The following is a 23,428-nucleotide window of genomic DNA, read 5'->3' on the forward strand; positions in this document are numbered from 1 at the left end:
TTTTGGCCTTTTAGGTCATTAAATTTTATTCAACTCGTTTAGGTATTCTCACTACAAGCATTTGCTTAGACTTATTTATAAGTTCGTGTGAGTACCGCATTATTAAATTTAGATCAGGAGATAGCCCATGGCTCGTTTCTTCCGTCGTCGTAAATTCTGCCGTTTTACTGCAGAAGGCGTACAAGAGATTGACTACAAAGACGTAGCAACTCTAAAAAACTACATCACTGAAGCTGGTAAAATTGTACCTAGCCGTATCACTGGTACAAGTGCTAAATACCAACGTCAGCTAGCTCGCGCTATCAAGCGTTCTCGTTACCTAGCACTACTACCGTACACTGACAAGCATCAGTAATCGGTAATAGTTAATAATAGTTTAAGAGGACTAAGATAATGCAAGTTATTCTACTTGATAAGATCGGTAACCTAGGTGGCCTTGGCGACCAAGTAAACGTTAAATCTGGTTACGCTCGTAACTTCCTTATCCCACAGGGTAAAGCAGTTATGGCAACTAAAGACAACGTTGCTATGTTCGAAACTCGTCGTGCAGAACTAGAAGCTAAAGTTGCTGAGCAACTAGCTGCTTCAGAAGCTCGCGCTGAGAGCGTTAACACTCTAGAAGGCGTTACAATCGCTTCTAAAGCTGGTGACGAAGGTAAACTATTCGGTTCTATCGGTACTCGTGACATCGCTGACGCTATTACAGCGGCAGGTGTTGCAGTAGCTAAGAGCGAAGTACGCCTACCTGAAGGCGCTCTACGTAACATCGGCGAATTCGAAGTAAGCATCCAACTTCACTCTGAAGTTTTTGCTACTGCGAAAATCGCTATCGTTGCAGCTGAGTAATTTCAGTACCAAGACGAATTCTTTCTTTTGAAAGTTTTAAACACCAGCTTCGGCTGGTGTTTTTTTATGTCTGCAATATGAGTTTTAAGCTTTTTGGAACAGTGACGATTGCAGGGATAGAAAGCACTAGAGAGGAGGGGCCTTACATAGTAAAAACGAGGGTGTTCTTTATCGATACACCGTTATACCCGCTCTCAAATTTAGAATTGAAAAAGTAGATTTACAGACAGTACGGAATCTTCTTTGTTCAACCCTTCCGGTACCTTGTCGTGGTACTGTCGAGAGTGAGCAATTTTTAGTGCGATATTGTCGGTAATATCGTTGATGGCTTCTAATTCAGTATCAAATTTTAGGTTGCTATGGCCAGACACCAACGTCACATCGGCTTTGAGCTTCAAATTTTTCAATACCTGCCATGATGTATTTACATTGCCACGGAAAATCGCCTCTTCAACGATCTCTGGGAAGATGATGTCATCATCGTCTATTTCATCAAGGTTCGGTTCTTGGTAACGAAAACCCGGGCCCACTTCGACCTCCAACACAAACTCTTCTGTATTCGAAAACTGATAACCTAGACCGCTAGAAACGGTGTAGTCCTTAAAATAAGCACTGTATCGTGAATCGACCCCTTTAAAGCTGCCATAGAGGTAGGTTTTCGGACTTAACTTGTAGTCACTCTGAGCAGAATATGTCGATTGCCTTTTATCTTCTTCGCCATCTTTGTAGAGATTGTAGTATTTCCATTCGCCACTGGTTCTATGACGGCCAGCCGTGTACTCACCGTTCAGGCGTGCATTAAGCGATCGAGAATCAGAATTACCAGTATGCGACTGATATCCAAATTCGACTTCAGTATTCAGTGGGTTCGGCAGTTCTGAATCACTCGGTGCGATATCCATATCTTTTTCAAGTGTCGGTGCAACGACGATCGGCTCAGCAGCAGGTTCTGGTACCACTATCGAGTCGAGGATTGCATCAACAGAGGCTTTAGCATCATCCGCTAAGGCCGACGGAGTGCTCAGGAGACCGATGCTTAGAAGACCAGTGCTCAGAGCCAATAATTTGGACACGCATACCTCAGTTATACAGTGAATGAATGGAAGGATCGTAATGCTACCTTTGCTTAATTCCGTCAGCAATAGGTAAATTCTTGCTGAAGAATAAAACAAACTCATAGGATCGGATTACAAACGGATGTTCTTGGGTATAATGAACGATCATTATTAGTTATTGAGTGTAGTCATAGTGGATACCAAAAGTCAGAAATCAGCCAACGATCAGGTGGACGCCATCAAGGTCCCGCCACATTCATTAGAAGCTGAGCAATCTGTTATTGGCGGTTTGTTATTGGATAACGAACGCTGGGATACGGTGGCCGAAAAGGTTGTGGCCAAAGACTTTTATAGCCGTCCTCACCGTCTGATCTTTGAAGCGGTAAAGGATATCCTTGAAGAAAGCTCTCCTCTGGATCTTATTACACTCTCTGAACATTTAGAGCTGCGTGAGCAACTTGAAGAAGTGGGTGGCTTTGCTTACCTTGCTGACCTAGCGAAAAATACGCCAAGTGCGGCAAACATCAATGCCTATGCAGATATCGTGGCACAACGTGCATTGGTGCGTAGCCTGATTGGTGTGGCAAATGAAATTGCGGATTCTGGTTATGACCCTCAAGGTCGTACATCGGAAGAACTTGTTGATCTTGCTGAGAGTAAAGTTTTCGCGATTGCCGAAGGCCGAGCAAGTGAAAATGAAGGTCCACAAAACGTTGATAGCATTCTAGAGAAGACGCTAGAACGTATCGAAATCTTATATAAATCGCCACAAGATGGTGTGACAGGTGTCGATACGGGTTTCAACGACCTCAATAAGAAAACAGCAGGCCTTCAGGGTTCTGACTTAATCATTGTTGCTGCGCGTCCATCGATGGGTAAAACCACGTTTGCGATGAACCTATGTGAAAACGCGGCGATGAAGCAAGATAAGCCAGTATTAATCTTCTCGCTAGAGATGCCAGCTGAACAGCTGATGATGCGTATGCTTGCGTCACTTTCTCGCGTAGACCAAACCAAGATTCGTACCGGTCAGTTAGACGATGAAGATTGGGCTCGTATCTCGTCGAGTATGGGTATTCTTATGGATAAGAAGAATATGTATATCGATGACAGCTCGGGTCTAACGCCAACAGAGGTGCGTTCTCGTGCTCGACGTATTGCTCGTGAGCATGATGGTATCTCTATGATCATGATAGATTACCTTCAATTAATGCGTGTACCTTCGTTATCTGATAACCGTACTCTAGAGATCGCCGAGATTTCTCGCTCATTGAAAGCACTAGCAAAAGAGCTCAACGTACCAGTTGTGGCACTTTCTCAGCTTAACCGTTCCCTAGAGCAACGTGCTGATAAGCGCCCAGTTAACTCGGATTTGCGTGAATCAGGTTCGATCGAGCAAGATGCCGACTTAATCATGTTTATCTATCGTGATGAGGTTTATAACCCCGATAGTTCATTGAAAGGCATCGCTGAGATCATCCTTGGTAAGCAACGTAACGGTCCGATCGGTTCGGTTCGTCTTACATTCCAAGGTCAACACTCCCGATTTGATAACTATGCAGGTCCTGCATTTGATGATGAGTAATCACTAATGACTTACATGAAAGCAGCGACGGCGAGTATTGACTTAAACGCGCTTGAACATAACCTGAACCAGATAAAGTCGAAGGCTCCTCATTGCAAGGTAATGTCTGTTGTGAAAGCCAATGGCTACGGACATGGCTTACTGCATATTGCCAAGCATTCAAAAAGCTCTGATGCTTTTGGTGTGGCGCGTATTGAAGAAGCATTACAGCTTCGTGCTGGTGGCATTGTTAAACCTATTTTGTTGCTAGAAGGGTTTTACTCTTCGGGCGATTTACCCATCCTGGTGACCAATAACATCCAAACGGTAGTGCATTGCGAAGAGCAATTAAGCGCGCTAGAGAATGCAGAGTTGGAAACACCTGTTGTGGTTTGGCTAAAAGTCGACAGTGGTATGCATCGCCTAGGTGCTCGTCCTGAGCAATACCAAAACTTTGTTGAGCGCTTACATCAATGTGCGAATGTCGCTAAACCTCTGCGCTACATGAGCCACTTCGGTTGTGCTGATGAACTTGATAGAGCAACCACCGTTGAACAGACCGAGCTTTTCTTATCGCTCACCGACGGTTGTGAAGGTGAGCGTTCACTTGCTGCTTCTGCGGGTCTATTGGCTTGGCCAGACAGCCATCTTGATTGGGTTCGCCCGGGAATTATCTCTTACGGTGTTTCTCCTTTTGCTGATAAATCAGCGCAACAGCTCGGTTTTTTTCCTGTGATGACTTTGACCTCGCACTTGATAGCCGTTCGTGATGTTAAAGCGGGTGAAAGTGTGGGCTATGGCGGTAACTGGACCAGTGAGCGAGATACCAAGGTTGGTGTGATCGCGATAGGTTATGGTGATGGTTATCCTCGCACTGCTCCTAACGGCACTCCAGTGTTCGTTAACGGCCGAAAAGTACCGATCGCCGGACGTGTATCAATGGACATGCTAACGGTTGACCTTGGCCCTGATGCGGCAGATAAAGTCGGTGATGAAGCAACATTATGGGGTAAAGATTTACCTTCAGAAGAAGTCGCAGAACATATTGGCACTATCGCTTACGAGCTGGTCACTAAGCTGACTTCGCGTGTTGCGATGGAGTACGTGAAGTAGCTAATGCGAAGTAACTAAATGTGAAGTAACTCAATGTGAAGTAACTATGGATCCTATAAGTAAATGATGTTCATACGAACGACTCGACACTGGTTAATGTCTGCAATGGCATTACTCGGTGTCAGCTTGTCTTCTCCCGCTGTGAGTGAAGAAAAAGATTCAGCCTTTGTTCCTTTCTATTTTAGTACTGAAACCATGGGTAATACCTTTGGGGTTGCTGGTGTCGCAAAGGGTGTTTGGCAACCTCAAGCCGCTCTGTTTGGCATGGCGCTTTATTCAGATAAAGACAGTTACGTCGGTTTCTTATCAGCCTTTAACTTCGCACTGTCTGAGAACGTATTGTTCAGTACTCAGATGTACCAAGCTCGCTTTAACGACAATCCTTATTACATAGGCTCTCAAGGCGATAACGATTCATCTATTGATGATAAAACCATTGCCGATGGCTTAGAACAGAACTATCAGTTTGAATTCAAGTATTTGCTACCTTGGGGCAATGTTGCAGAACATGGCTTGTTAGGGGCTTTTCAGCCAATCAAAGATGTGAGTTTTGCTTCGCCAGTCGAGTCGGGTGTCAGTTCGATTATCTTCACGCCTTTTTATACGGCACGTGAGCTAGAAGGTTTAAACAACACGGAAGAGGCGACAGGCTTTAGTCTGGCGTTGGATTGGGATAATCGTGATAGCACACGCAACCCAACCAAGGGGTCTCATACCAATCTTGAGTTTACTACCGGCGCTGAAAGTTGGTCTAACGATGACTTATGGCTGAAGTGGACATTCCAAAACAGTCAGTATTTTGCATTGGGCCCTTTGGGGAACTTGTTCGACCAACAAGTCGTGGCATTTGATGTCTATACCGCTGATACACCTACGTGGGGCAACTGTTCAGGGCAAGATTGTGCTCGTCCACCGGAAACAGAGCAAGCTCGACTCGGTGGCTTATATCGCTTAAGAGGTTATACCGGAGGCCGTTACCACGGTCGTTCTGCTATTCACTACTCTGCGGAATATCGAGTGCTTCCTGATTGGCAACCACTGGGCGATATCCCACTGATTAACTACTACGATTTGCCTTGGTGGCAGTGGGTGGCGTTTGCTGAAGTCGGGCGTGTTGCTGATGAGTACGATATCAAAACACTGCACACAGACATGAAATGGAGCCTAGGCGGCGCAGTTCGTTTCCAGGTTGAAGGCATTGTCGTACGTGCTGAATTAGCGCGAGGCGGTGATGAAGGGACCTTTAGGGTTATGATAAACCAGCCTTTCTAATCTGATTTTACAACCCGACTCTCTTATATTTTTAAAGGGTGACACATAACAGTGTCACCCTTTTTTGTTTTCTACCATTATGTTGTTTAAGCGGTATTTCATTGTTGATGACTTAACGTGACTCACCTTGAATGGTCGCAATAACGGTACGGCTTCCACCACAATCTCGGTGTTCACCTAAGTAAATGCCCTGCCATGTCCCTAATGCTAGACGACCATTGGTAATCGGAATTGTCACACTGGTGCCAAGTGTCGATGCTTTAATGTGAGCGGGCATATCATCATCACCTTCGTAGGTGTGCTTGTAGTAGGGGGCTCGTTCGGGCACAAACTTATTAAAGTGTGATTCCATATCAGTGCGGACGGTCGGGTCTGCGTTCTCATTTAGCGTAAGGCTAGCAGAGGTATGCTGAATGAATAGATGTAATAAACCAACAGACAGTGAATGGATATCGGATATCTGTTGTTCAATTTCATCAGTGATGAGATGAAATCCACGTTTTTGTGCGTGTAGGTGTATCGTCTTCTGAATCCACATACGCCATCCTCTATAATGTATTTGGAAAAAAAGTGGTTTAACGCTATCTTTTGAACTTGAATTTATCAGGTTTCGCTCACATTTAATGATGTGAGCGCTAGAGTCAGTACCGATTCTGCTATCAGGAAATCTAATTCTGATTTATCTCAAGGTACCGCTCTTCATATGCGGCATAATACGTCGTGAAAAAAAATTACAAAGAATCTTTCAGTGGTGATGCGATTTGGTCATCATAGAAAAATATAAACTTTCGCCTAATCGGGGGTTCTATTCATCACTTTGGTGACGTCTAGAATAAAACCTACAGTAACATCGGGATAGATACCATGTTGAAAAATATCAACCCAACGCAAACACAAGCGTGGAAAGCTCTAACTGCACATTTTGAGTCTGCTCAAGATATGGATATGAAAGAGCTATTTGCTCAAGATGCAAAGCGTTTCGAGAGCTTTTCTACTCGTTTCGGTTCAGACATCTTAGTGGATTACTCTAAGAACCTTATCGACGCTGAAACGATGCAGCACCTATTTGCTCTTGCGAACGAGACTGAAGTTAAGTCTGCAATCGAAGCAATGTTCGGCGGTGATGCAATCAATAAGACTGAAGGTCGTTCAGTTCTTCACACTGCGTTACGTAACCGTAGCGACAAGCCAGTAATGGTTGATGGCAAAGACGTAATGCCAGCAGTGAATGCAGTACTAGCAAAAATGGAACTGTTCACACACCGTATCGTTTCTGGTGAGTGGAAAGGTTACACAGGTAAAGAGATCACTGATGTAGTCAACATCGGTATCGGCGGTTCAGACCTTGGTCCATACATGGTAACTGAAGCACTTACGCCATACAAAACTCGCCTAAACATGCACTTTGTTTCTAACGTAGACGGTACTCACATCGTTGAGACACTTAAGCCTCTTAACCCAGAAACAACACTGTTCCTAGTGGCATCTAAGACATTTACCACTCAAGAAACAATGACGAACGCACACTCTGCGCGTGATTGGTTCTTGGCTGAAGCGGGCGACTCAGCACACGTTGCTAAGCACTTCGCAGCACTATCAACAAACGCGGCTTCAGTTGCTGAGTTTGGTATTGATACTGACAACATGTTCGAATTCTGGGATTGGGTAGGCGGTCGTTACTCACTATGGTCAGCGATCGGTCTTTCTATCTCACTATCTATCGGCTTCGATAACTTCGCTGAGCTACTCGATGGCGCACACGAGATGGATAACCACTTTGCTTCAACGGAATTTGAAAGCAACATTCCAGTGATCCTTGCGTTAATTGGTATTTGGTACAACAACTTCCACGGCGCAGAGTCAGAAGCAATCCTACCTTACGATCAATACATGCACCGTTTTGCTGCTTACTTCCAGCAAGGTAACATGGAATCTAACGGTAAATTCGTTGACCGTGAAGGTAACCCAGTAGAATACCAAACAGGCCCGATCATCTGGGGTGAACCTGGTACAAACGGTCAGCACGCGTTCTACCAACTGATTCACCAAGGCACTAAGCTGATCCCATCAGACTTCATTGCTCCGGCTATCAGCCACAACCCAGCATCTGATCACCACCAAAAGCTAATGTCTAACTTCTTTGCTCAAACTGAAGCGCTAGCTTTCGGTAAGACAAAAGAGACAGTAGAAGCTGAATTCCTAGCGGCTGGCAAAACAGCTGAAGAAGTTGCTGAGCTAGTACCTTTCAAAGTATTTGAAGGTAACCGCCCAACGAACTCTATTCTTGTTAAGCAAATCAACCCTCGCTCTTTAGGTAACCTAATCGCGATGTACGAGCACAAGATCTTCGTTCAAGGCGTTATCTGGAACATCTTCAGCTTCGACCAATGGGGCGTAGAACTTGGTAAGCAACTAGCAAACCAAATTCTTCCAGAGCTTGCAGACGATGCACAAGTAACGTCTCACGACAGCTCTACTAACGGTCTAATCAACGCATTTAAAGCGCTGAAAGCTTAAGACTGTTTAAGTAACACCAAGTAATGATACCAATCGTAGTAACTAACTGGTCACCCTAGCTGGTTAAAACGCTCGATAACTGCGTTATAATTTTTGATTGTAGAATAACTACTTATCAAAAAATTACGCCTTGTTCTCAAGCCTTTTTCCTGCGCTATTTCTGATCACTTACTTACTGTGATTGGTATAACTGTAAACGCCAACCTTTCGGTTGGCGTTTTTTATGTCCGTTGATTTTACGGCAATAAAAAAAGGCTGACGTATGTACGTCAGCCTTTCGCTTTTTATTTAGTCGATTGTCTCTATTCGAAACAGATCTCGATGAAAGCATTACCCCACTGAGATGAGAAAGGCATGATGATGATTGCGCCTTCACACTTGTGACGAATAGTATGGCCTTTACCTGAAACCACGATTGGCGTTGCCATATCGAAGTCAAAGCCGCTTTCTGCAAGAATACGCTTTGCGCCACCGGTTACCATGTTAGTGATTTCACCCACCATGTCGGTCACTTCTTCGTTCAAACCGTTTGGTCGTTCACCTAGCATGTTTTCCATGATTTCTAGAGCAAGCCCTTCATCAAAGGTGATCGACATTGAGCCTCGAGACTGTGTACCAACCATACCAATTAGGCCGGACACATCACCACGAGCGATTTCATCTTTCTTCACTCTTGGTTTCTGAGGCTTTAATTCTAGAGATGCCATCGTTTTTAGTACGTTCATCAAAGAAGCTAAAAACGGGTTTACAAATTCAGCGCGCATAATGTTCTTCTATAATCTTATTCTTTCATTTCGGAGGAGCAAGTTTGGCAAATGCCATGTGATTCAATGACATGGTTGGTCAACTTGAATCCATGCTGCTCGGCGTTACTCGCGAGTAGGGCGACAAGCGCATCGTCTTGTAATTCTATCACAGTGCCACATTTATCGCAGATCAGTAATTGGGAAAAATGCGTGTTGGCATTGCAAGAGCAGCAGCATATAAAGCTATTCGTTGACTCAACTCGGTGAATGAACCCTTGCTCTAACAAAAAATCCAAAGCGCGATAAACTGTAGGAGGCTTGGCTTGCGGTTCACTGACTTTCAATTGCTCTAATAATTCATAAGCACTGGAGGCTTTTTTATTAGATAGGATAAGCTCAAACACTCGCTTTCTTTGGGGTGTTAGCCTAACACCTCGCGATACGCATATCCCTTCAACTTGCTCTATTAATGTGTGGTCCAAATTTTTCACCGTTCAATCAAACATCCCCATTCAGCCCCTATTGCTAGGTAACCTTGTTTGAGGAGACATTGATTTTATTAAAGTCAGGTACAGAGCGTATTGTGACCTACGACTTTGAATAAGACAAGGTAACTCAAAACGACAGTGTGACTCAAGGCATAACTGATTAATCAAGCTGAATTAGAGATCTGGTGAATGAGTTTGAAAACATTAAATGCAACAATGTGCTTATTGGGCGAAAGTTCTCAATCGACATTGGCCTGTCATCGGCTAAAAAGGGTTTAGTGTTATCTGGTGCAGGAGCGGTTTTGACCTCTGATCATCAAGAACTTATCGCCACTAGCGTATCGGCAGACGGTGTTCAATTTGATGGCATTATTGGCCTATGGGAAACCCTACGTAATGAGTTAAAGTAATGGCAGAGTATCAAACAATAATCGTTGCGGTTGTTAGTGCTTTATCTAGTGGGGTTGGTGTCGGCATTACACTAAAAACCGATGTTAAGTGGCTGCGCTTGATGATGGAAAAGATGGATGAGCGTTTAACCAAATTAGAAAATGGCCATGGTAATTATCGGCCATGACCAAGGTAAGTCGAGGGAATAAATATTCCCCCTACTTTATTCTTGTGTAAATATTTCTTAATTCGGCAAATACTGTCGTGATCTCTTGAATCTTATTGTGGCTAGGAGGTAGTGGCTTATCGACTAGAGCTCTATCGTTCGTGAGTTCTCTCCGTAACTTTATGAAGTGAGTTCTAGGGTATTCAATATTACTAAGTGTTTGAATGTCTTGTGCGATTGTCGTTAGCTCTTTCAACTCACGCTGAGCATTCGTGAAATACAGTAAATTTTCTGCGTCGTCAGAGGGGTTAATCCAGAAGCGAAGGGCTTGAGTCTCAAGTTCATTTGCTTTTTCTTTAAAGTCTTTAACCCACTCATTATGTCGGTCTTTTTTACTGGCTTTTTCTGACTGTCCGAATTGCCAATATGCTATTAAACCTGCTATCACCCAACCTAAGAAAACTAATACCCAAGTAAAGTATTGATCTTCATAGCATAAAACCGAAGATATTTTACAAAGCACAGTACCATCCAAAGTAATTGTCGTGTTATCACTTAAAACAACTAACGTAGGTTTAACCATTTTTTTCTTCGATGGCTTCCTGTATGTACTCTTTTATCTCTTCAATCAGCTCAGGTTCTTCTGTTGAAATGAATTGAATACTCAATACTAACTGTTCAGGTAGATTGTCTTCACGAATCAACCCACCAAAAGCTTCTTCTAAAAATGAAGAGCCATAGCCGACAGTTCCGTCAAGGTCTACAGTCAGAGGTTCTGTCTTTTGTAGTTCTTTTCTTAGCCAAGATTCTCTAAATTCCTGCCCTGATGCTGGACCTAGTCTTATGTACCTAGGGCCAGGGCAAGGATAGCGATCTGCTATTTTTATTTTATTCATTAATTGTATTGCCTTAGTCAAGGGGAATCGTCCATTCGATGATAGTTCCCGAAACGGAGGTTTTATAGTCCATGATAACACCATCTAAGGCCTTTTGCGCCTTGTATCGATATTCACCTTTGTTTGAATATATTAACAATGAACCTTTACCTAGAGAGTCAATAACTGCTTTGATATCAGTTAAACCTTTCCCTCTGTGTCGTGCACCTGTTCGAGTTTTTGTTAGGCTAGTTGCGGCTTTAATATATTTAGCATCAGTTATTTTGTGATGCTTGTATCCCAAAGATTCAAGTAGATTATTGAGGCGCGAGACGCCTTGTGTTTTTGGTAGCGTATTTGGTATCCCAACACCTTTATCACATATAACAACTGCTAGTGACTTATCTCGAATGCCAGCGAAAGCCCACCATTTTGCTGTTTTGTCTTCTTCGCAATGCTGAGAGTCATCTAAGTATGCATGTTCAACCGAGTTTGACATTGCTTCTACGAAACCACGGTATAGCTTTTTACCTTGTGTCCCTTTTAGGGTTTTAGATAACTCATCAAACATAGGTTTTGCAATTATTGGTTCAGAACAACTACCTGAACAGTATTGCCAAAAAGTTACATCATCAAATTCTTTTGTTTGTCGTATCTCTTTCCCAACAACGTCATAAAAGCCGACTTGTTTTAGAATTGATTCGATTTTTTCATCTTTTGGATGGTTGAATGAGATTGCATGCCTGCCATGTGAGCTCTGTTTTATTAGAACATCGACCTCAGCTAGAAGAGATAACATAGCAGCAGCAGATATTTTTTCCGTCTGAGAAAAGTCAATAAAGACTTTTCTTTGTTCATTGAATGCAGCATCAGTAATGTCATTTATGAACTTATTAGTTAATTCATAGGTTCGACGGCTATAGTAATCAATATATTGGGGCGCTATCAGAGGTATACGCTTACTAAGTTTTGTATTCGGAGAACGAGTGATTCTGTGTTTAGGGAATTTATAAAGTCTTAGTTTGTTCGCTAGAGATTCTTTTACTCGCCATGACTCAAGGTATGAGTTTCTGATTTTTCTTTTTAACTTTGACCGCTTGGTTCTATAGTTTCTTTTTTTAACTATGTTTTGTAGTAGGGACACGGTGAAACTCTTCTATAGTTATCTAATGCCCGTAATATACACCTAATAACTGAGCATCAGGAAGCGTATTTGCTCTAAAGCGCGATTACAACGTCAACTATAAGCACGCTTGCTAACTGGCTGATATATAAAATAACTCTGCAGTTTATATACTTTTTTTGAAATTTAGCTTTGGTGGTTATGTCGTTTGTTATGTAAATGCTGAGGGAAAAGTTGCGTATAAACCTGCCATAAAACATTCAAGTTACGATGGCCAGTCACTTGGGCTACTTCTTCAATGGAGTAGCCCTTTTCAAATAATCGACTTGCACCCTCTCTTCGTAAGTCGTGGTACCTCAAGTCCGCAATACCTAATTCGTTTCGTACTCGATGAAAGCCTGTGCTGACACGGCGCGAGGTGTACGGGAAAATAAGTTCGTCTTTGTTCCTGAATGTTTTCGATTCCCTGTGTATAATCGCTCAATTATTTTTGACTACAATGTCCACTGTGAAGCGTGATTCACCGCTTTGAAGTGTTCTTTTTAATGCTAGATGCCTTCGTTCCACTCCACCAATACGTACTATAGGCGTAGTGAGTGGGTGAGCTTGCGGCAGAACTAGCGAGTTTCTGTATATAAATGCAGTGTATAGATTTTGAGTAACGCTTTATGAAACCTGACAATACCAGTAAATACGCGGCTAACCGCTTATCCGTTGCACCCATGTTGGATTGGATCTACTTTTCAGGTAAATAAAGGGGTTGGGTTGTTTTAGGCGTACCATAGGCGATCTTCTAACTTTCGGTACACCTTTTTATTGTTGAGTACGCCTTAACTCAGAACACGAAAAACCGCCTTGTTTGGCGGTTTTGTTGTATCTGGTACTTCATAGTTATATGTGACTACACTCGAGCTATTGCAACCTAAGCATACTGTGCATTGTGTCTATGTGGGCTAGGTTGTCGTTTTGTTTATTGTTGGACTGCATGGCTATTTCTATCTTATTTCTTGCAATTCGGGTGCTACGTTCTAGTTGTGCCACCATATCGTTTAGCTCTTGAAGTTCTCTTTGTCTTTCTTGTTCGAGTTGGTAGGCGCGTTCGGCTGCTCGGTTGGCATTTTGAATCAGTGTGGCGTTTTGGTCGATTGATGTGGTTTGCAATTGGGGCGTACTTACGAGTTGGTCAAAGGCTCGAATGACTTTAAGCATGAAGGTTGGGCTAATCCACATGGCGTAGGCGTACACTAGTTCTTTGCATACCCAAGTACCTTTGTTTGTTCCACCTTGTTTTGAAACAAAGCAGGAATTACTGCTTTGGTTTTCAGAGATGCGCAGATCTGCGCATCTGGTTATCTCATCAATTAGCTCTTTGGTTTGAGTAAGTCGCATAAATTGATTTGGTCGATGGGTGGAGTTAGCTCCACTGGCTTTATGCAGGTCATTAAGCGAGTACATACCATCAAGGGTACGAATTTCGTTTGCAAGGATAGTTAGAGTCGTCATGTGAAAAGCCCTTAAGTAATAATTTATATCATCACCAAGAACTGCGACATCAATGGTGATGAACTGAACGAGGTTCGCAGTACCGTACTCAAGGAAACGGCCAGCCGAAGCTGCCTCGTCCAGCCCACCATTGGAGAGGTTCAATTTGCTCATATTGTTAGCAAATTTACCATGTGTAGGTGTGCCGAAGCCGCACATAAAAAAACCAGCAGGAAGCTGGCGTCTATGCGCCTTGAGTATTTTCGAGCTGCGAAACTCGACACTGGATTTTGCCAGTGCAGTTACAGATTACTGGTGTTTTGGGTGGAGCGTCAACGATAAAAAGCAATTTATAGCAACTTAAAGTAAGTTATAGCGCTTCTAGGGTTGTAAATTAGAACAACCTGTCGCATAATTCTTACATCAGCTAATCAACTTGTTTGTGATGTTGGTACTCAGGTGAGTCGCTACCATTAAGTGCGGACTAGAAAAATAGGTGAGTCGCTACCATTAAGTGCGGACTAGAAAAATAGGTGAGTCGCTACCATTAAGTGCGAACTAGAAAAACATAAAAGACCCTGCTTAAAGCTTACTATTAATTTAGTGATTTTTAAGCAGGGTTTTTTACTATTTGGCCTAGGGATAACCACGATGAACTTCTACACTGTTACAGATGATTATATTAATCATCTTAAAAAAACGGATAAAACGGTACCAAATAACTACTCTGAAAAGCGTGCGTATGTGGGTATTGTTTTACATGTTAATGGCTGTAAGTACCTTGCGCCATTAACATCATACAAAGAGAAACAAGATCGCATCTCTAGCAGCTCGCCTTCTGTGTATAAAATTAATGAGGATGGAGTCCTTAGCAATAAATTAGGAATGCTCCAACTGAATAACATGATTCCTGTTACGGATGCGGTTATCACTGAGTTAGATGTTGAAAAACAAGATGAGCCATATCGCAGCATGCTTCAACGTCAGATTAAGTTCATTAAGAAGAATGGTGACAAGATTATTGAACGAGCTGAGAAACTTCACAAATTGGTTGTTGTTGATAAACACAAACACTTTTCAAATATTTCTTGTGACTTTTCTGCTCTTGAAGCGGCAATGGGGACATATCAAGTACCTACACCTAAGCCCCCAACTCTATCGCAGTTGGCAGCATTACTTAGCAAAAACACACCTTAAACCAGCAAGCCCTTACTTTTTAGCAAGGGCTTTCTTTTTAGGAGTTAAAAGCTTGTCGCCATATTCCCCACGTCTAAGTTCAAATCTATACCCTTATCACTTTTAGCTTTATCTATAGCGACTGGCGCTTGAGATTTTATGGTGAGTGACACTTCTGACTTGTTGTTAATGGACTGAGGTTTGAGCGGTTGGTATGACTGAATAGGTAACTCACCCGCTTGGTATGAAGGTGTCGTATGCTCTGTTCTCTTCCTGTCGTTTGGTTCAGGTGTGATCCCCAACTTTGCATTTTTATCTTTAATCTTGTCCATTTTGTTGGCAAGGCTATCAAAGGATTGATTAAGCAGGTGATCTGAATTGGCTACCTCCGGCTGAGAAAAATCACCTGTCAGGTACGAATGTGTCGTGACCTCGGTTCTCTTACGATCGGTTTGCTCTGTGGTCACCCCCAGTTTTGCTTTTTTATCTTTAATCTTATTCATTTTGTTGGCGAGGCTATCAACCGACTGGCCTGCCTCTTCGGTATCGATTTTCCAACCATCGGGAATAAGTGAATCTGGCAGTTTATTTATGAGTTTTTTAAACTCTCCCCATAAATAGCGAATGCCGTTGCCGATTGCTTTCATCACATTATCTAAGCCATAGAAGTGGTCGACTAAATAAAGAATTGCGGCCCCAGCGGCCATGAAGCCTGCTATCAATAACCCAATAGGATTACCTAAAATAATTGCATTCACGGCAATCATCGCAGCTTTGACAATGGCAAGAACCGCGATCATTTCTTTAAAGTATTTAGCAGTGAAGACCAACATTCGCCCAAGGAACTCCAAGCCATTGTATAAGCCTTTCACTGCTTGAGTGATTTGCTCGATAGTTTCATCTCGAAATTTAGCGTCCTTGAATTTCTCAGTGAATTCATCGAATGCATTGGTGACTTTTTCCATGATTGGAGCAAGCGCTGCAAACTTAATAGATTTATAGATTTCTTGAATGCGCTGCATTGCATCATTATAGGCTTCGGCTTTTTCTGCATCTTCGGCGCTAGCTCCGCCTCCTAGTTCGGCTAACTCTTTGCGTGATTTCGCCAACCCTTCAGTACCTTCTCTTAGCAAGAGAAGCATTTGACGGCCATCTTGCCCAAACGCAGCATCCGCAAAGGCCATTTGTTCTTGAGCGGTTTTTAGTTTGGAGAATGACTGCAGTAATGTCTCATACGCTTCTTGAGTATTTGCAGCTCCTTCTAGATCTTTGAAGGCAGAATTACCACTTTTCTTAAGGTATGAGCCAAGCGCTCCGCTACCTGTAGTTTGTAAAACACCTAGCCGCTTAGTGAATCGAGTCATAGCCGATGACATCGTGTCTTCTTCTACACCTGTATGTGAAGCTTGTTTGCGCATGGCTTGCAGCTCACTGATAGACATTTTCAGTGTGGCTGATTTTTTTGCTAGGGCATCCATTTCACCTGCAGCGCTGTTCACTTCACTGACTAACCCAGCAAGGCTGAAGCCACCGAGTAATGCCGCTCCTTTACCAAGCGCGGCCTTGCCAATTTGAGGCATTTTGATTGCCCCACCGAGCTTTTGAACACCGCTGAGCCTTTTCTGCCACTTAGCATACTTTTTTTCTACAGCGGTGATTTCTTTGCCATGTTTCTTATAGCTTTGGCTCAACCGCTCATATTCACTATCGAGCTTATAGACCTTTACGCCTGTTTTAGTCAGGTTCTTACGCAGCTCTGATAGGTTCTGTTGGTATCCAGTTTGCTCTGTGGTTAATTTGCTGACTTTCGCTTGTTGCTTGGCAATTTGAGCGGTTAACTTGGCACTTGGGGCTTGAAGCGCTTTGGATTTTTTAGTCAGCTTTTCCAGTTGCTCTTGTTCAGCTTGTAAGGTGAGTTTGTTTTGTTGCTTAATTTTTTTAATGTTGTTGTAGCTGTTAATCATTCCCATAGCTGCTGAATCATCAGCTTGAGCTTTTTGTGATTTTTGGATGGCCTTCGTGTAGCGGTTTGTCTCTTTCGACATGCTTTTGGCTTTGGCTGATACTTTATCTACCATCCCCATAACAATCGATAAATTCATCTTCATAGCGTTTGCCTTTTGCGGATATAAAAAAAGAGAGCTTATTCGCTCTCTTCAGTTTCGGTTCTTTGCCGGGCTTTCTCTCGGAACAACAAGAGGTCGTTGTAGCTGAGTTTGTCTATTTCGCTTGGTGGCCAATGAAATACAGAGGCTATGTCTGCGTAATAGTCTTCTACGTGCTCAATTACAGTTCCGTATTGACGAAAAAAGAGGCGATGGTCGTCAGTAGTGGCGCCCAGTTCTCAACAGGCATATTTAAGACGTCACGTTCATTTAGATTTGAAATGCGTGCCAGTAAGACTTCACCGGCTTCAAATTTCATTTCACAGACATCAACCAAACTAAGGCCGCGTAAATTACCGGAGTTGGGCTTACGCAGCTCAATCTCTTTTATCTCTGCGCCATCACGTTCAATCGCTACGGCCAGTTGTACTTTTTTAGTTTGGGCTGTCATAACCAAGCTCCTTTTGTAATGCTTCTAGTTTCTTCTTCACGCCGCCTTTGTTTGGATCTAGCTTCATCACTATCTCAAACAGGTTGTGCGCCTTTTCTTTCTCGCCAGCGTCGAAGTACCAATTACCGACTAGGCGGAACATCTTCACTTTGAGTGGGGCGTTGGTAGCAAGCTCACCCGCCAGTAAATCATTTACGACTTTGAGCAGGTATTCGCGCTTGTACTCTTTCTTTTCAGTGTGCGCTTTGTGCGTGTACTTAAACACATAATCACAGAAGCCCGTTTGACCGTTCACTTTGAAATTAGCCGGCGTTTCTAACCCGCCATCAATGGCCGCTCGAAAGTCATCGTGGATCTCTTCAAACTTGCCAAGGTCGAAGTGCCACATATAAAAGCACCACATCACATCGAGGTTGCCGTAGTCGCCTTTGTGGGTTTCAAGCAGCTTTTCAACCAGTGGGCGGTACTTGTTAATGAGTTCTTGTTTGTACGGGTCTTTCTCTTTCGAGCCAGACAAGGTACGCAAGCGGCTTTGGTCTTGCTTAAACACGTTCTGTGTTTCTTCCCAAGGCTTATCAGCAAAAGCAGTGCGAACGGATTGGCTCAAGGCTGACTCGCTTATTGCGCCAACATCGTTGAGAAGGTCGACACTGTCGGTCGCTTCAAAGGTTTCAACCGTTAATGGTTTATCCTTCAGAGCCTCTCGTTTCATCAGTATGGATATCATGGTGTTGCTCCTTACTGCGGGATGAGTTCGTCACCGTTGAAGACCACTTCAAGCTGACCATCTTTTACCGCTACGGTAAGTGGGTCGACTGTCCATGCGCCTTTCAAGGTGTATGCGCGGCTTGTGTTCGTTTCTAAGGTGATGTCTTCACCTACAAAATCAGCAATGGCTTTCTCATCGGTGTCTTGAGCGTGAATGATGGTGCACTTGATGAAAGGCGCATCTGAGAATTGTTCAGAGAAACCCAAAGGGCCATCGTCACCCATGACGGTTTCGCGCTTCATGTTGCCCATACCAAATTCAGCGCCTTCTTTAAGGGGAAGGCGACCCAATGAGCCTGCGTTAAGGACGGCACGGCTAGTAATTTTTGTTCCCATGACTTACTTCCTAAATTGAATTTTGCCTGCAACGATAATCAAACCGTTCACGAACTGCGGTGAATCTTGGTAGTTGACGCGCTGCTTGTTGGTTTTATCAAGCTCGACAATGAGCGACTTTTTGTAGCCATCGAAATCTTGCACGATGCCTTGGTATTCCAGATCTCGATACAAGGTCAACAGCTTGCCCTTGATCATGGTCGGCGTGACAATCGGCTGACCTTTGGCGAATTTGGTACCGTCTTTCGCAACTTTATGACGAGGGTAGGTACTTAAGATCAACGAGCGCTGTTTCTGACGGAAGTACATGGCGGTTGCAGGTGTCATGACATCGAGGTAACTGTTGTCTGTTACGCCAGCTGCGTTTTCGGTGTAAGCCGTCACGGCACGTTCAATTAACACTTCATTCGCTGAGTTCACCGTGTAGGTACTCAAGCCTTCATACAAAAAGAGGTTGCGTTCAGCCCAATCCCACTCTTGCGTTGCCAGTGAGTAAACACCGTTTAACTTGAGTGTTTGTAGCGGCCTGCAAGGGTCGATGGCCAATGACGGGGCGATTTGACCTACCCACGCACCAATGGCTTTTGCATCTGATAACGCTTGGTCTTTAGAGTCACCAAAGTTGTTGATTGGCAGGAAGTTGATTAACGGGCAGTTGCTCTTTGCTGAAAAGGTCACTAGCTCGGCGTGGGTGCCTTTCTTCGGTAGATACGCAATACCTGGCACTTGCTCTAATGCTGTATAACGGTTTTCAAGAAAGGTACCCAATTCGCGAATGGTAGTGTCGTCATTCAATGAGCACATGATGTGGTGGTATTGCGTGTCACCTAGCGCCGCCAATGCACTTGCGATATCACCGCTACCCACGCTGATCGCGTAAATTGGCATGGTTTTATCTTGCTTACGGAAGTAGGTGATCATTTCCACGATGTCGCTACTCGCACCAAACGAGTCTGCCGCTTTTGTCTCATCCATACAAAGCGTGACTTTATTGTGAGCGACCTTTGCACCACTGACCGCATTACCGATCGCCAAAACAACTTGCAAGTCTTCTGCGCTGTTTGCCAGGCTATTATCAATTTCAATATAGACACCGGGAACGCGAGCGGTGCTTGGTACTTCAGCAAAACTAATACTCATTATTTAGTTTCCTTCTTGGCTGTGGGCTTGGCTGTTTTGTCGATATCCACGACACTTTCTTCAGCGAGTCGACGTAGCCAGTAAGCGTTGCGAGGCTTTTCTTCACCTGCTGCTTTCAGTGGCTCTCGGGTAATTGGGTCTTTCACGATTAAGCCTTTAGTGGCGGGCTTAATCTTGAAGGTGGGTACTTTGGGTTTCTCTACTTGTTTATCCATTACGCTGCATCCTCTAGTGCAAAGTGTTCCGCTGCCATGGCGAGTAGCTCTCGCTCTAGAGCAGGTGTCCAACCAATGAAGGTTCGTTTGGGCATTTGATAATTGCGTTTGGTTCTCACGCCGCCTGTCCATTGACCTGTTTTGCTGTTGTAGTGGCCATTTACGCGAGTCGTGAATGACACTTGAGAGCCTTGGTTGTGCTCTTGGCCGACGCGCCCCGCGACGCCTTTTAGACCAATCTCAAAGCTATCTTCTGTTACGTGAGTTCTTAATGCCTTACCAAAACCGAGCAACATGTTTTTATTGTTAACGGTGTTCTGCGCTTGAGTGCCATCCCATAGTTGGGTTGTCTTTCGCCGCGTTCGGCCTTGGTACGGGTTATTGTCTATATCTCGCTGAGCGCGAATTTGCTGACGAAAGAACTGCCGTGCTCGGTTGGCCATTCGTTTATTTAGCTCAAACTTATCACTGGCCGTAAGCACTAAACTTTCCACAACTTGAGTCAATTTCTCAGGCGTCGCGAGTGTTAATTCACTCATGGCAAATCATCTAAGTGGCCGACAAAGTGGACCAATTCACCGAGTTGGTCTTCATCGGCTCGCGCTTCAAAACCACTAACACATTCATAACGGGTATCGCCTTGCTTCCAATTTCCTTGCGCGCTTTCTTGAAGGTCGAACTCTTCACGAATATCAATTTTCAGCTTGAGATCAAACGCACCTTTATCGAGAGGCTCTAGCGCGAACGTCGGCATGGGTAAGCCTTTTTCTGCTCGCTCTGGGTCGAACTTATTAAGCCAGCTGACTAAATGCATAAACAAAACTTGCGGCTCTAACTTGGCGCTTTGCAAGAAAACGATGGCGGTGTATTCAATTTCAAACCCATCGACAAAAACACCTTGTCCACAAAATAAAGCGCCATCCTCTGCCCACACATCCATTTTGGCCGCGTCTGTCACATGGCTTTTGAATAAGTCCGTTAAGCTTTGCAGTGCTTTCATTACACTCTCTCGAAGCAGTAGGTTTCTTCTGCGTGAATTAATATGTCTACCGCTTGGCGATACTGCACTTCGCACTCTTCTTTCTTACTGGTGAGCGCTTCTTGTCTGTCAGCGGCTTCGGCGGTGGCGTCACCACTCATTTGCACGCTAATCAGTTGCGCGGCGGTCAGTGCTAACACGGCCTGTTTGTAAAGGGTTTCGGCTGAGTCGTCATCACCAAAGCGCTTTTGGGATAACGCCGTCAAACTAGCAAAAGGCACTAAGGTGTCTTTAAGCTCAGAATGCACTTTGATGCGTGACACCTTCGCGTGATGCAGAATGCCTGCCTCTGTCTCATTACTTTGGAAATGGTACAGAGACTGAAACTCTGAAATGTTCAGTACTGGGTATTTGCCCGTTGCTGGCAACTGAGATTGATACGTTTTGTTTTTGTTGCCGACAAATTCCATGATTTATCCTTGTTGGGTTAGGGAATGCAGGCCGACAATCGCGAATAACAGTTAGCACCAAAGCGCACCTGAAATAGCAATAGAGCCTGCATTGAGGGGGTGTTAGTTTTTAGTGCTTGGCTTAATGCCAGGCATTGTTAATCCAAAGCTTCACGTTTTTGAATTCGATCGCGGCGACTTTGCCTAGCTCTTCAATCACGTAAGCCATGTTCATCGACTCAAAGTTTTCAATCTGGTCTTTTTCATCGTTCTTCTTGCCTGTAGAGCGGCGAATAGAACCTTCTTGAATGTAGATGGACAGGTTGTCGTAACTGGTGACCATGATGCCCGTAGAAGGGAAGCCTGGTACTTTTACAGCAGGCAAACCGCCATAAGTACCGATGACTTGCAGCTCTTGGATTTTGCCTTTCTCGCTTGGCGTGTTGCCGTGTGCTTCGTAGAATTTGGCTTTGTCGTAAGCAAGCAGATCAGAACCGATGATGGCCACAAGGTTTGAATCGTTTTCACACGCGTCATGCAGTAGGTTTTTCGTTTCAAGTACGGCTAGGTCTAGGTTGATGAAATCACCACCTTGGCCAATACGCACTTCACCTACGTTCTTACCTTGTTTGATAAGTCGCGTTGCGTTGTGGTCACGCATGGCTTGGAACCAACCTTTGTTTACGTCTTCACCGTTCGGGTTCGCGCTTGCATCGGTGTTATCAGCAACGCTTTCGCCATACCAACCGATAGTAATTTTGTTCGCATCAATCTGTTCGCGAGTCGCTTTACTTAGCAAGGTGTTGAAGTTTTTATGATGCGCCCATGCATCTACTTTTGCGTAACGTAGTGCAGTATCAAAGTTCACTTGCTCACACATGTAAGGCATTGCCCCCATGCTTGAGTGATCTTTAGGTTTACGCTTGCCTGCACCTGAAGTATCGGTACGGCTGGCAATCATGCCTGTCACACCAAGGCCAATGGATTCACCTTTTTGGTTTTTCACCGAAATGATGTTGATTTTTTTGAGGAACCAGTTGCTTTCACGGATAGCCGCGATAATGCGCTGAGTACCATTAGGGGTAACGTTGAATTTCTCTGTTGCATCATCAACATCGTTTTGAGCGGCTACCGCTTTCACGTAAGCGCTGAGTTTTGTTTTTGTATGCTGTTGCATGTCTATTACCTAATCTAAAACGTTATGGATTGAGGACGTATCAACACTTATAAATAAGTATTGTCGTCATCACCTTCGCCCGCTAACTGGCGCTGTTCTTCATCGGTTAGCTTGCTGAGCTTTTCGATTTGACCTGTTAGGCTTTCTACCTGTGACGAAAGAGTCTCGACTTGACCTTTCAGCTCAGTCACTTCAGCACCTTCTTCGACTTCAGGTTCTTGCGGCTGACCATTGGTGTTGAGCTTTTCAACTTGCTCACTTAACTGGCTTAGTTGCTGCTGATTCTCTTTGCCTTGCTCAATGCTTTGCTTGAGTAGCTCTTCAAGTTCTTTACTCATGTCGTCTTCTTCCTGTTGTTGTGAGAGCTGCTCAAGTTCACTTTCGCCCTTAAGCCAGCGTTTAAATGTATTGAACATCGAGGCTTCTTCCTCGGTGCTTTTAGAGAGTTGTTCCAAGGTGATTTGAAAGCTCGTTGGGACACACGCTTTATCTTTGCTGCTAGCCGACAATTGAATCTGTGTCGTACCTAACGATGCAGGCTCATCAGTCAGGGCCAATCCAGTCAGGTAGGCTTTCCCTGTGTCTGCAAACTTTTCATAGAACTCACATGAGGTATGTAAAAGCTGGCCTTGCTCAGCCATACGTAAAAGCATTGAGTTTGGTTTCAGTACTGCGAATAGCTTGTCATCTTTCTTTTCTACAGATAGGACTGAGCCATACTTGTTGCTCCACGGGTAATGGTCTGCATTGATTCGAGCTGTATAGACTTCTGGGTTGTAAGTTTCTGCAATCTCATCAATGATTTTTTGATCAATGACTCGACCATCAATGGTTGCTCCTGCCTGTAAAATACAAATTAGCTCTGATTGGAACATGCCTAAACTCTCCTAAATTCGATGATTCCAATTTACCCAATGCCTCCGCCTTTTTGTATTTGTCCTAGTTCTAAACGCTTGATATAGAAATCGTTCAAGCTGAGTAATCACAAGCGCTGT

30 protein-coding genes are annotated in these 23,428 nt (G+C 44.0%); 9 read left to right on the forward strand and 21 right to left on the reverse strand.

Going from position 1 to position 23,428, the window contains the following annotated elements:
* Positions 1–127: 127 nt before the first annotated feature.
* Both rpsR and rplI read left to right on the forward strand, forming a co-directional pair.
* Positions 128–355 carry a 30S ribosomal protein S18 gene (gene rpsR / locus OCV30_RS01450; RefSeq protein WP_000090472.1) on the forward strand — a complete coding sequence of 76 codons (228 nt, stop codon included), beginning with the start codon at positions 128–130 and terminating at the stop codon, positions 353–355.
* Positions 356–393: 38 nt separating this feature from the next.
* Positions 394–846: a 50S ribosomal protein L9 gene (gene rplI / locus OCV30_RS01455; RefSeq protein WP_009847890.1), complete on the forward strand. Its 453-nt coding sequence runs from the start codon at positions 394–396 to the stop codon at positions 844–846.
* Positions 847–1,046: 200 nt separating this feature from the next.
* Here rplI and OCV30_RS01460 read toward each other — a convergent pair whose 3' ends face one another.
* Entirely contained in the window at positions 1,047–2,024 is a 978-nt protein-coding gene (locus tag OCV30_RS01460) for a DUF481 domain-containing protein (protein ID WP_083994612.1), read from the reverse strand.
* A 70-nt stretch (positions 2,025–2,094) separates the two neighbouring features.
* Here OCV30_RS01460 and OCV30_RS01465 point away from each other — a divergent pair, with 70 nt between their 5' ends.
* The 3 genes from OCV30_RS01465 (at position 2,095) to OCV30_RS01475 (ending at position 5,850) form a co-directional block, all read left to right on the forward strand.
* Positions 2,095–3,486 carry a replicative DNA helicase gene (locus OCV30_RS01465; RefSeq protein WP_009847892.1) on the forward strand — a complete coding sequence of 464 codons (1,392 nt, stop codon included), beginning with the start codon at positions 2,095–2,097 and terminating at the stop codon, positions 3,484–3,486.
* 6 nt (positions 3,487–3,492) lie between these two features.
* Positions 3,493–4,578 (forward strand): alanine racemase, encoded by a 1,086-nt coding sequence (alr, locus tag OCV30_RS01470; RefSeq protein ID WP_141678293.1) that lies wholly within the window; start codon positions 3,493–3,495, stop codon positions 4,576–4,578.
* Positions 4,579–4,644: 66 nt separating this feature from the next.
* Positions 4,645–5,850: a BamA/TamA family outer membrane protein gene (locus OCV30_RS01475; protein ID WP_065679557.1), complete on the forward strand. Its 1,206-nt coding sequence runs from the start codon at positions 4,645–4,647 to the stop codon at positions 5,848–5,850.
* 112 nt (positions 5,851–5,962) lie between these two features.
* Here the strand turns inward: OCV30_RS01475 and OCV30_RS01480 are convergent, their stop codons facing one another.
* Positions 5,963–6,388 carry a secondary thiamine-phosphate synthase enzyme YjbQ gene (locus OCV30_RS01480; RefSeq protein ID WP_012603114.1) on the reverse strand — a complete coding sequence of 142 codons (426 nt, stop codon included), beginning with the start codon at positions 6,386–6,388 and terminating at the stop codon, positions 5,963–5,965.
* Positions 6,389–6,714: 326 nt separating this feature from the next.
* Between OCV30_RS01480 and pgi the strand changes: the two genes are divergently transcribed.
* Positions 6,715–8,367, forward strand: a complete 1,653-nt coding sequence (gene pgi, locus OCV30_RS01485; RefSeq protein WP_065679503.1) for a glucose-6-phosphate isomerase — start codon at positions 6,715–6,717, stop codon at positions 8,365–8,367.
* Between the two features lie 302 nt (positions 8,368–8,669).
* On the opposite strand, the gene OCV30_RS01490 is transcribed toward pgi, so the two are convergent.
* Both OCV30_RS01490 and zur read right to left on the reverse strand, forming a co-directional pair.
* Positions 8,670–9,131, reverse strand: coding sequence for a chemotaxis protein CheX (locus tag OCV30_RS01490; RefSeq protein ID WP_009847897.1), 462 nt, complete (start codon positions 9,129–9,131; stop codon positions 8,670–8,672).
* Positions 9,132–9,148: 17 nt separating this feature from the next.
* Positions 9,149–9,604 carry a zinc uptake transcriptional repressor Zur gene (zur, locus tag OCV30_RS01495; RefSeq protein ID WP_012603115.1) on the reverse strand — a complete coding sequence of 152 codons (456 nt, stop codon included), beginning with the start codon at positions 9,602–9,604 and terminating at the stop codon, positions 9,149–9,151.
* 182 nt (positions 9,605–9,786) lie between these two features.
* Between zur and OCV30_RS01500 the strand changes: the two genes are divergently transcribed.
* On the forward strand, positions 9,787–10,011 hold the full coding sequence (locus OCV30_RS01500) for a hypothetical protein (RefSeq protein WP_065679504.1): 225 nt from the start codon (positions 9,787–9,789) through the stop codon (positions 10,009–10,011).
* Positions 10,011–10,178, forward strand: a complete 168-nt coding sequence (locus tag OCV30_RS01505; protein ID WP_167351957.1) for a hypothetical protein — start codon at positions 10,011–10,013, stop codon at positions 10,176–10,178. Before OCV30_RS01500 ends, OCV30_RS01505 begins: the two co-directional genes overlap by 1 nt.
* A 31-nt stretch (positions 10,179–10,209) precedes the next feature.
* Here the strand turns inward: OCV30_RS01505 and OCV30_RS01510 are convergent, their stop codons facing one another.
* The 5 genes from OCV30_RS01510 to OCV30_RS01530 form a co-directional block, all read right to left on the reverse strand.
* Positions 10,210–10,740, reverse strand: a complete 531-nt coding sequence (locus OCV30_RS01510; RefSeq protein WP_065679505.1) for a hypothetical protein — start codon at positions 10,738–10,740, stop codon at positions 10,210–10,212.
* Positions 10,733–11,053, reverse strand: a complete 321-nt coding sequence (locus tag OCV30_RS01515; protein ID WP_065679506.1) for an STAS-like domain-containing protein — start codon at positions 11,051–11,053, stop codon at positions 10,733–10,735. Before OCV30_RS01515 ends, OCV30_RS01510 begins: the two co-directional genes overlap by 8 nt.
* Before the next feature lie 13 nt (positions 11,054–11,066).
* A complete protein-coding gene (locus tag OCV30_RS01520) occupies positions 11,067–12,176 on the reverse strand; it encodes a hypothetical protein (RefSeq protein ID WP_065679507.1) in 1,110 nt (369 codons plus the stop codon).
* Between the two features lie 165 nt (positions 12,177–12,341).
* Positions 12,342–12,632: a tyrosine-type recombinase/integrase gene (locus tag OCV30_RS01525; protein ID WP_306345586.1), complete on the reverse strand. Its 291-nt coding sequence runs from the start codon at positions 12,630–12,632 to the stop codon at positions 12,342–12,344.
* A 435-nt stretch (positions 12,633–13,067) separates the two neighbouring features.
* On the reverse strand, positions 13,068–13,811 hold the full coding sequence (locus tag OCV30_RS01530; RefSeq protein ID WP_244499043.1) for a KilA-N domain-containing protein: 744 nt from the start codon (positions 13,809–13,811) through the stop codon (positions 13,068–13,070).
* Between the two features lie 477 nt (positions 13,812–14,288).
* Between OCV30_RS01530 and OCV30_RS01535 the strand changes: the two genes are divergently transcribed.
* The gene (locus OCV30_RS01535) at positions 14,289–14,834 is read left to right on the forward strand and encodes a type III toxin-antitoxin system ToxN/AbiQ family toxin (RefSeq protein ID WP_065679509.1); all 546 of its coding nucleotides are present in this window, start codon (positions 14,289–14,291) and stop codon (positions 14,832–14,834) included.
* Positions 14,835–14,878: 44 nt separating this feature from the next.
* On the opposite strand, the gene OCV30_RS01540 is transcribed toward OCV30_RS01535, so the two are convergent.
* From OCV30_RS01540 to OCV30_RS01590, 12 genes are all read right to left on the reverse strand, one after another.
* Positions 14,879–16,921 carry a phage tail tape measure protein gene (locus tag OCV30_RS01540; RefSeq protein WP_209439701.1) on the reverse strand — a complete coding sequence of 681 codons (2,043 nt, stop codon included), beginning with the start codon at positions 16,919–16,921 and terminating at the stop codon, positions 14,879–14,881.
* A gap of 35 nt (positions 16,922–16,956) precedes the next feature.
* The gene (locus OCV30_RS22930) at positions 16,957–17,154 is read right to left on the reverse strand and encodes a GpE family phage tail protein (RefSeq protein ID WP_306345587.1); all 198 of its coding nucleotides are present in this window, start codon (positions 17,152–17,154) and stop codon (positions 16,957–16,959) included.
* Entirely contained in the window at positions 17,100–17,369 is a 270-nt protein-coding gene (locus tag OCV30_RS01545; RefSeq protein WP_065679510.1) for a phage tail assembly protein, read from the reverse strand. Before OCV30_RS01545 ends, OCV30_RS22930 begins: the two co-directional genes overlap by 55 nt.
* On the reverse strand, positions 17,353–18,096 hold the full coding sequence (gene gpM / locus OCV30_RS01550) for a phage terminase small subunit (protein WP_083994613.1): 744 nt from the start codon (positions 18,094–18,096) through the stop codon (positions 17,353–17,355). Before gpM ends, OCV30_RS01545 begins: the two co-directional genes overlap by 17 nt.
* An 11-nt stretch (positions 18,097–18,107) precedes the next feature.
* Positions 18,108–18,473: a phage tail tube protein gene (locus OCV30_RS01555; protein ID WP_065679511.1), complete on the reverse strand. Its 366-nt coding sequence runs from the start codon at positions 18,471–18,473 to the stop codon at positions 18,108–18,110.
* 3 nt (positions 18,474–18,476) lie between these two features.
* Positions 18,477–19,613: a phage tail sheath subtilisin-like domain-containing protein gene (locus tag OCV30_RS01560; protein ID WP_065679512.1), complete on the reverse strand. Its 1,137-nt coding sequence runs from the start codon at positions 19,611–19,613 to the stop codon at positions 18,477–18,479.
* Positions 19,613–19,828, reverse strand: a complete 216-nt coding sequence (locus tag OCV30_RS01565) for a DUF2635 domain-containing protein (RefSeq protein WP_065679513.1) — start codon at positions 19,826–19,828, stop codon at positions 19,613–19,615. Before OCV30_RS01565 ends, OCV30_RS01560 begins: the two co-directional genes overlap by 1 nt.
* On the reverse strand, positions 19,828–20,367 hold the full coding sequence (locus OCV30_RS01570; protein ID WP_065679514.1) for a phage virion morphogenesis family protein: 540 nt from the start codon (positions 20,365–20,367) through the stop codon (positions 19,828–19,830). The genes OCV30_RS01565 and OCV30_RS01570 overlap by 1 nt, the downstream gene beginning before the upstream one ends.
* The gene (locus tag OCV30_RS01575) at positions 20,364–20,828 is read right to left on the reverse strand and encodes a phage tail protein (RefSeq protein ID WP_065679515.1); all 465 of its coding nucleotides are present in this window, start codon (positions 20,826–20,828) and stop codon (positions 20,364–20,366) included. The genes OCV30_RS01570 and OCV30_RS01575 overlap by 4 nt, the downstream gene beginning before the upstream one ends.
* The gene (locus tag OCV30_RS01580) at positions 20,828–21,277 is read right to left on the reverse strand and encodes a head completion/stabilization protein (protein WP_065679516.1); all 450 of its coding nucleotides are present in this window, start codon (positions 21,275–21,277) and stop codon (positions 20,828–20,830) included. The genes OCV30_RS01575 and OCV30_RS01580 overlap by 1 nt, the downstream gene beginning before the upstream one ends.
* 121 nt (positions 21,278–21,398) lie before the next feature.
* Positions 21,399–22,433 (reverse strand): phage major capsid protein, P2 family, encoded by a 1,035-nt coding sequence (locus tag OCV30_RS01585; RefSeq protein ID WP_065679517.1) that lies wholly within the window; start codon positions 22,431–22,433, stop codon positions 21,399–21,401.
* A gap of 47 nt (positions 22,434–22,480) precedes the next feature.
* Positions 22,481–23,308 carry a GPO family capsid scaffolding protein gene (locus OCV30_RS01590; RefSeq protein WP_065679518.1) on the reverse strand — a complete coding sequence of 276 codons (828 nt, stop codon included), beginning with the start codon at positions 23,306–23,308 and terminating at the stop codon, positions 22,481–22,483.
* Between the last annotated feature and the right edge of the window lie 120 nt (positions 23,309–23,428).

Origin of the sequence: Vibrio atlanticus, from assembly GCF_024347315.1 — a bacterium.
Lineage (GTDB): Bacteria > Pseudomonadota > Gammaproteobacteria > Enterobacterales > Vibrionaceae > Vibrio > Vibrio atlanticus.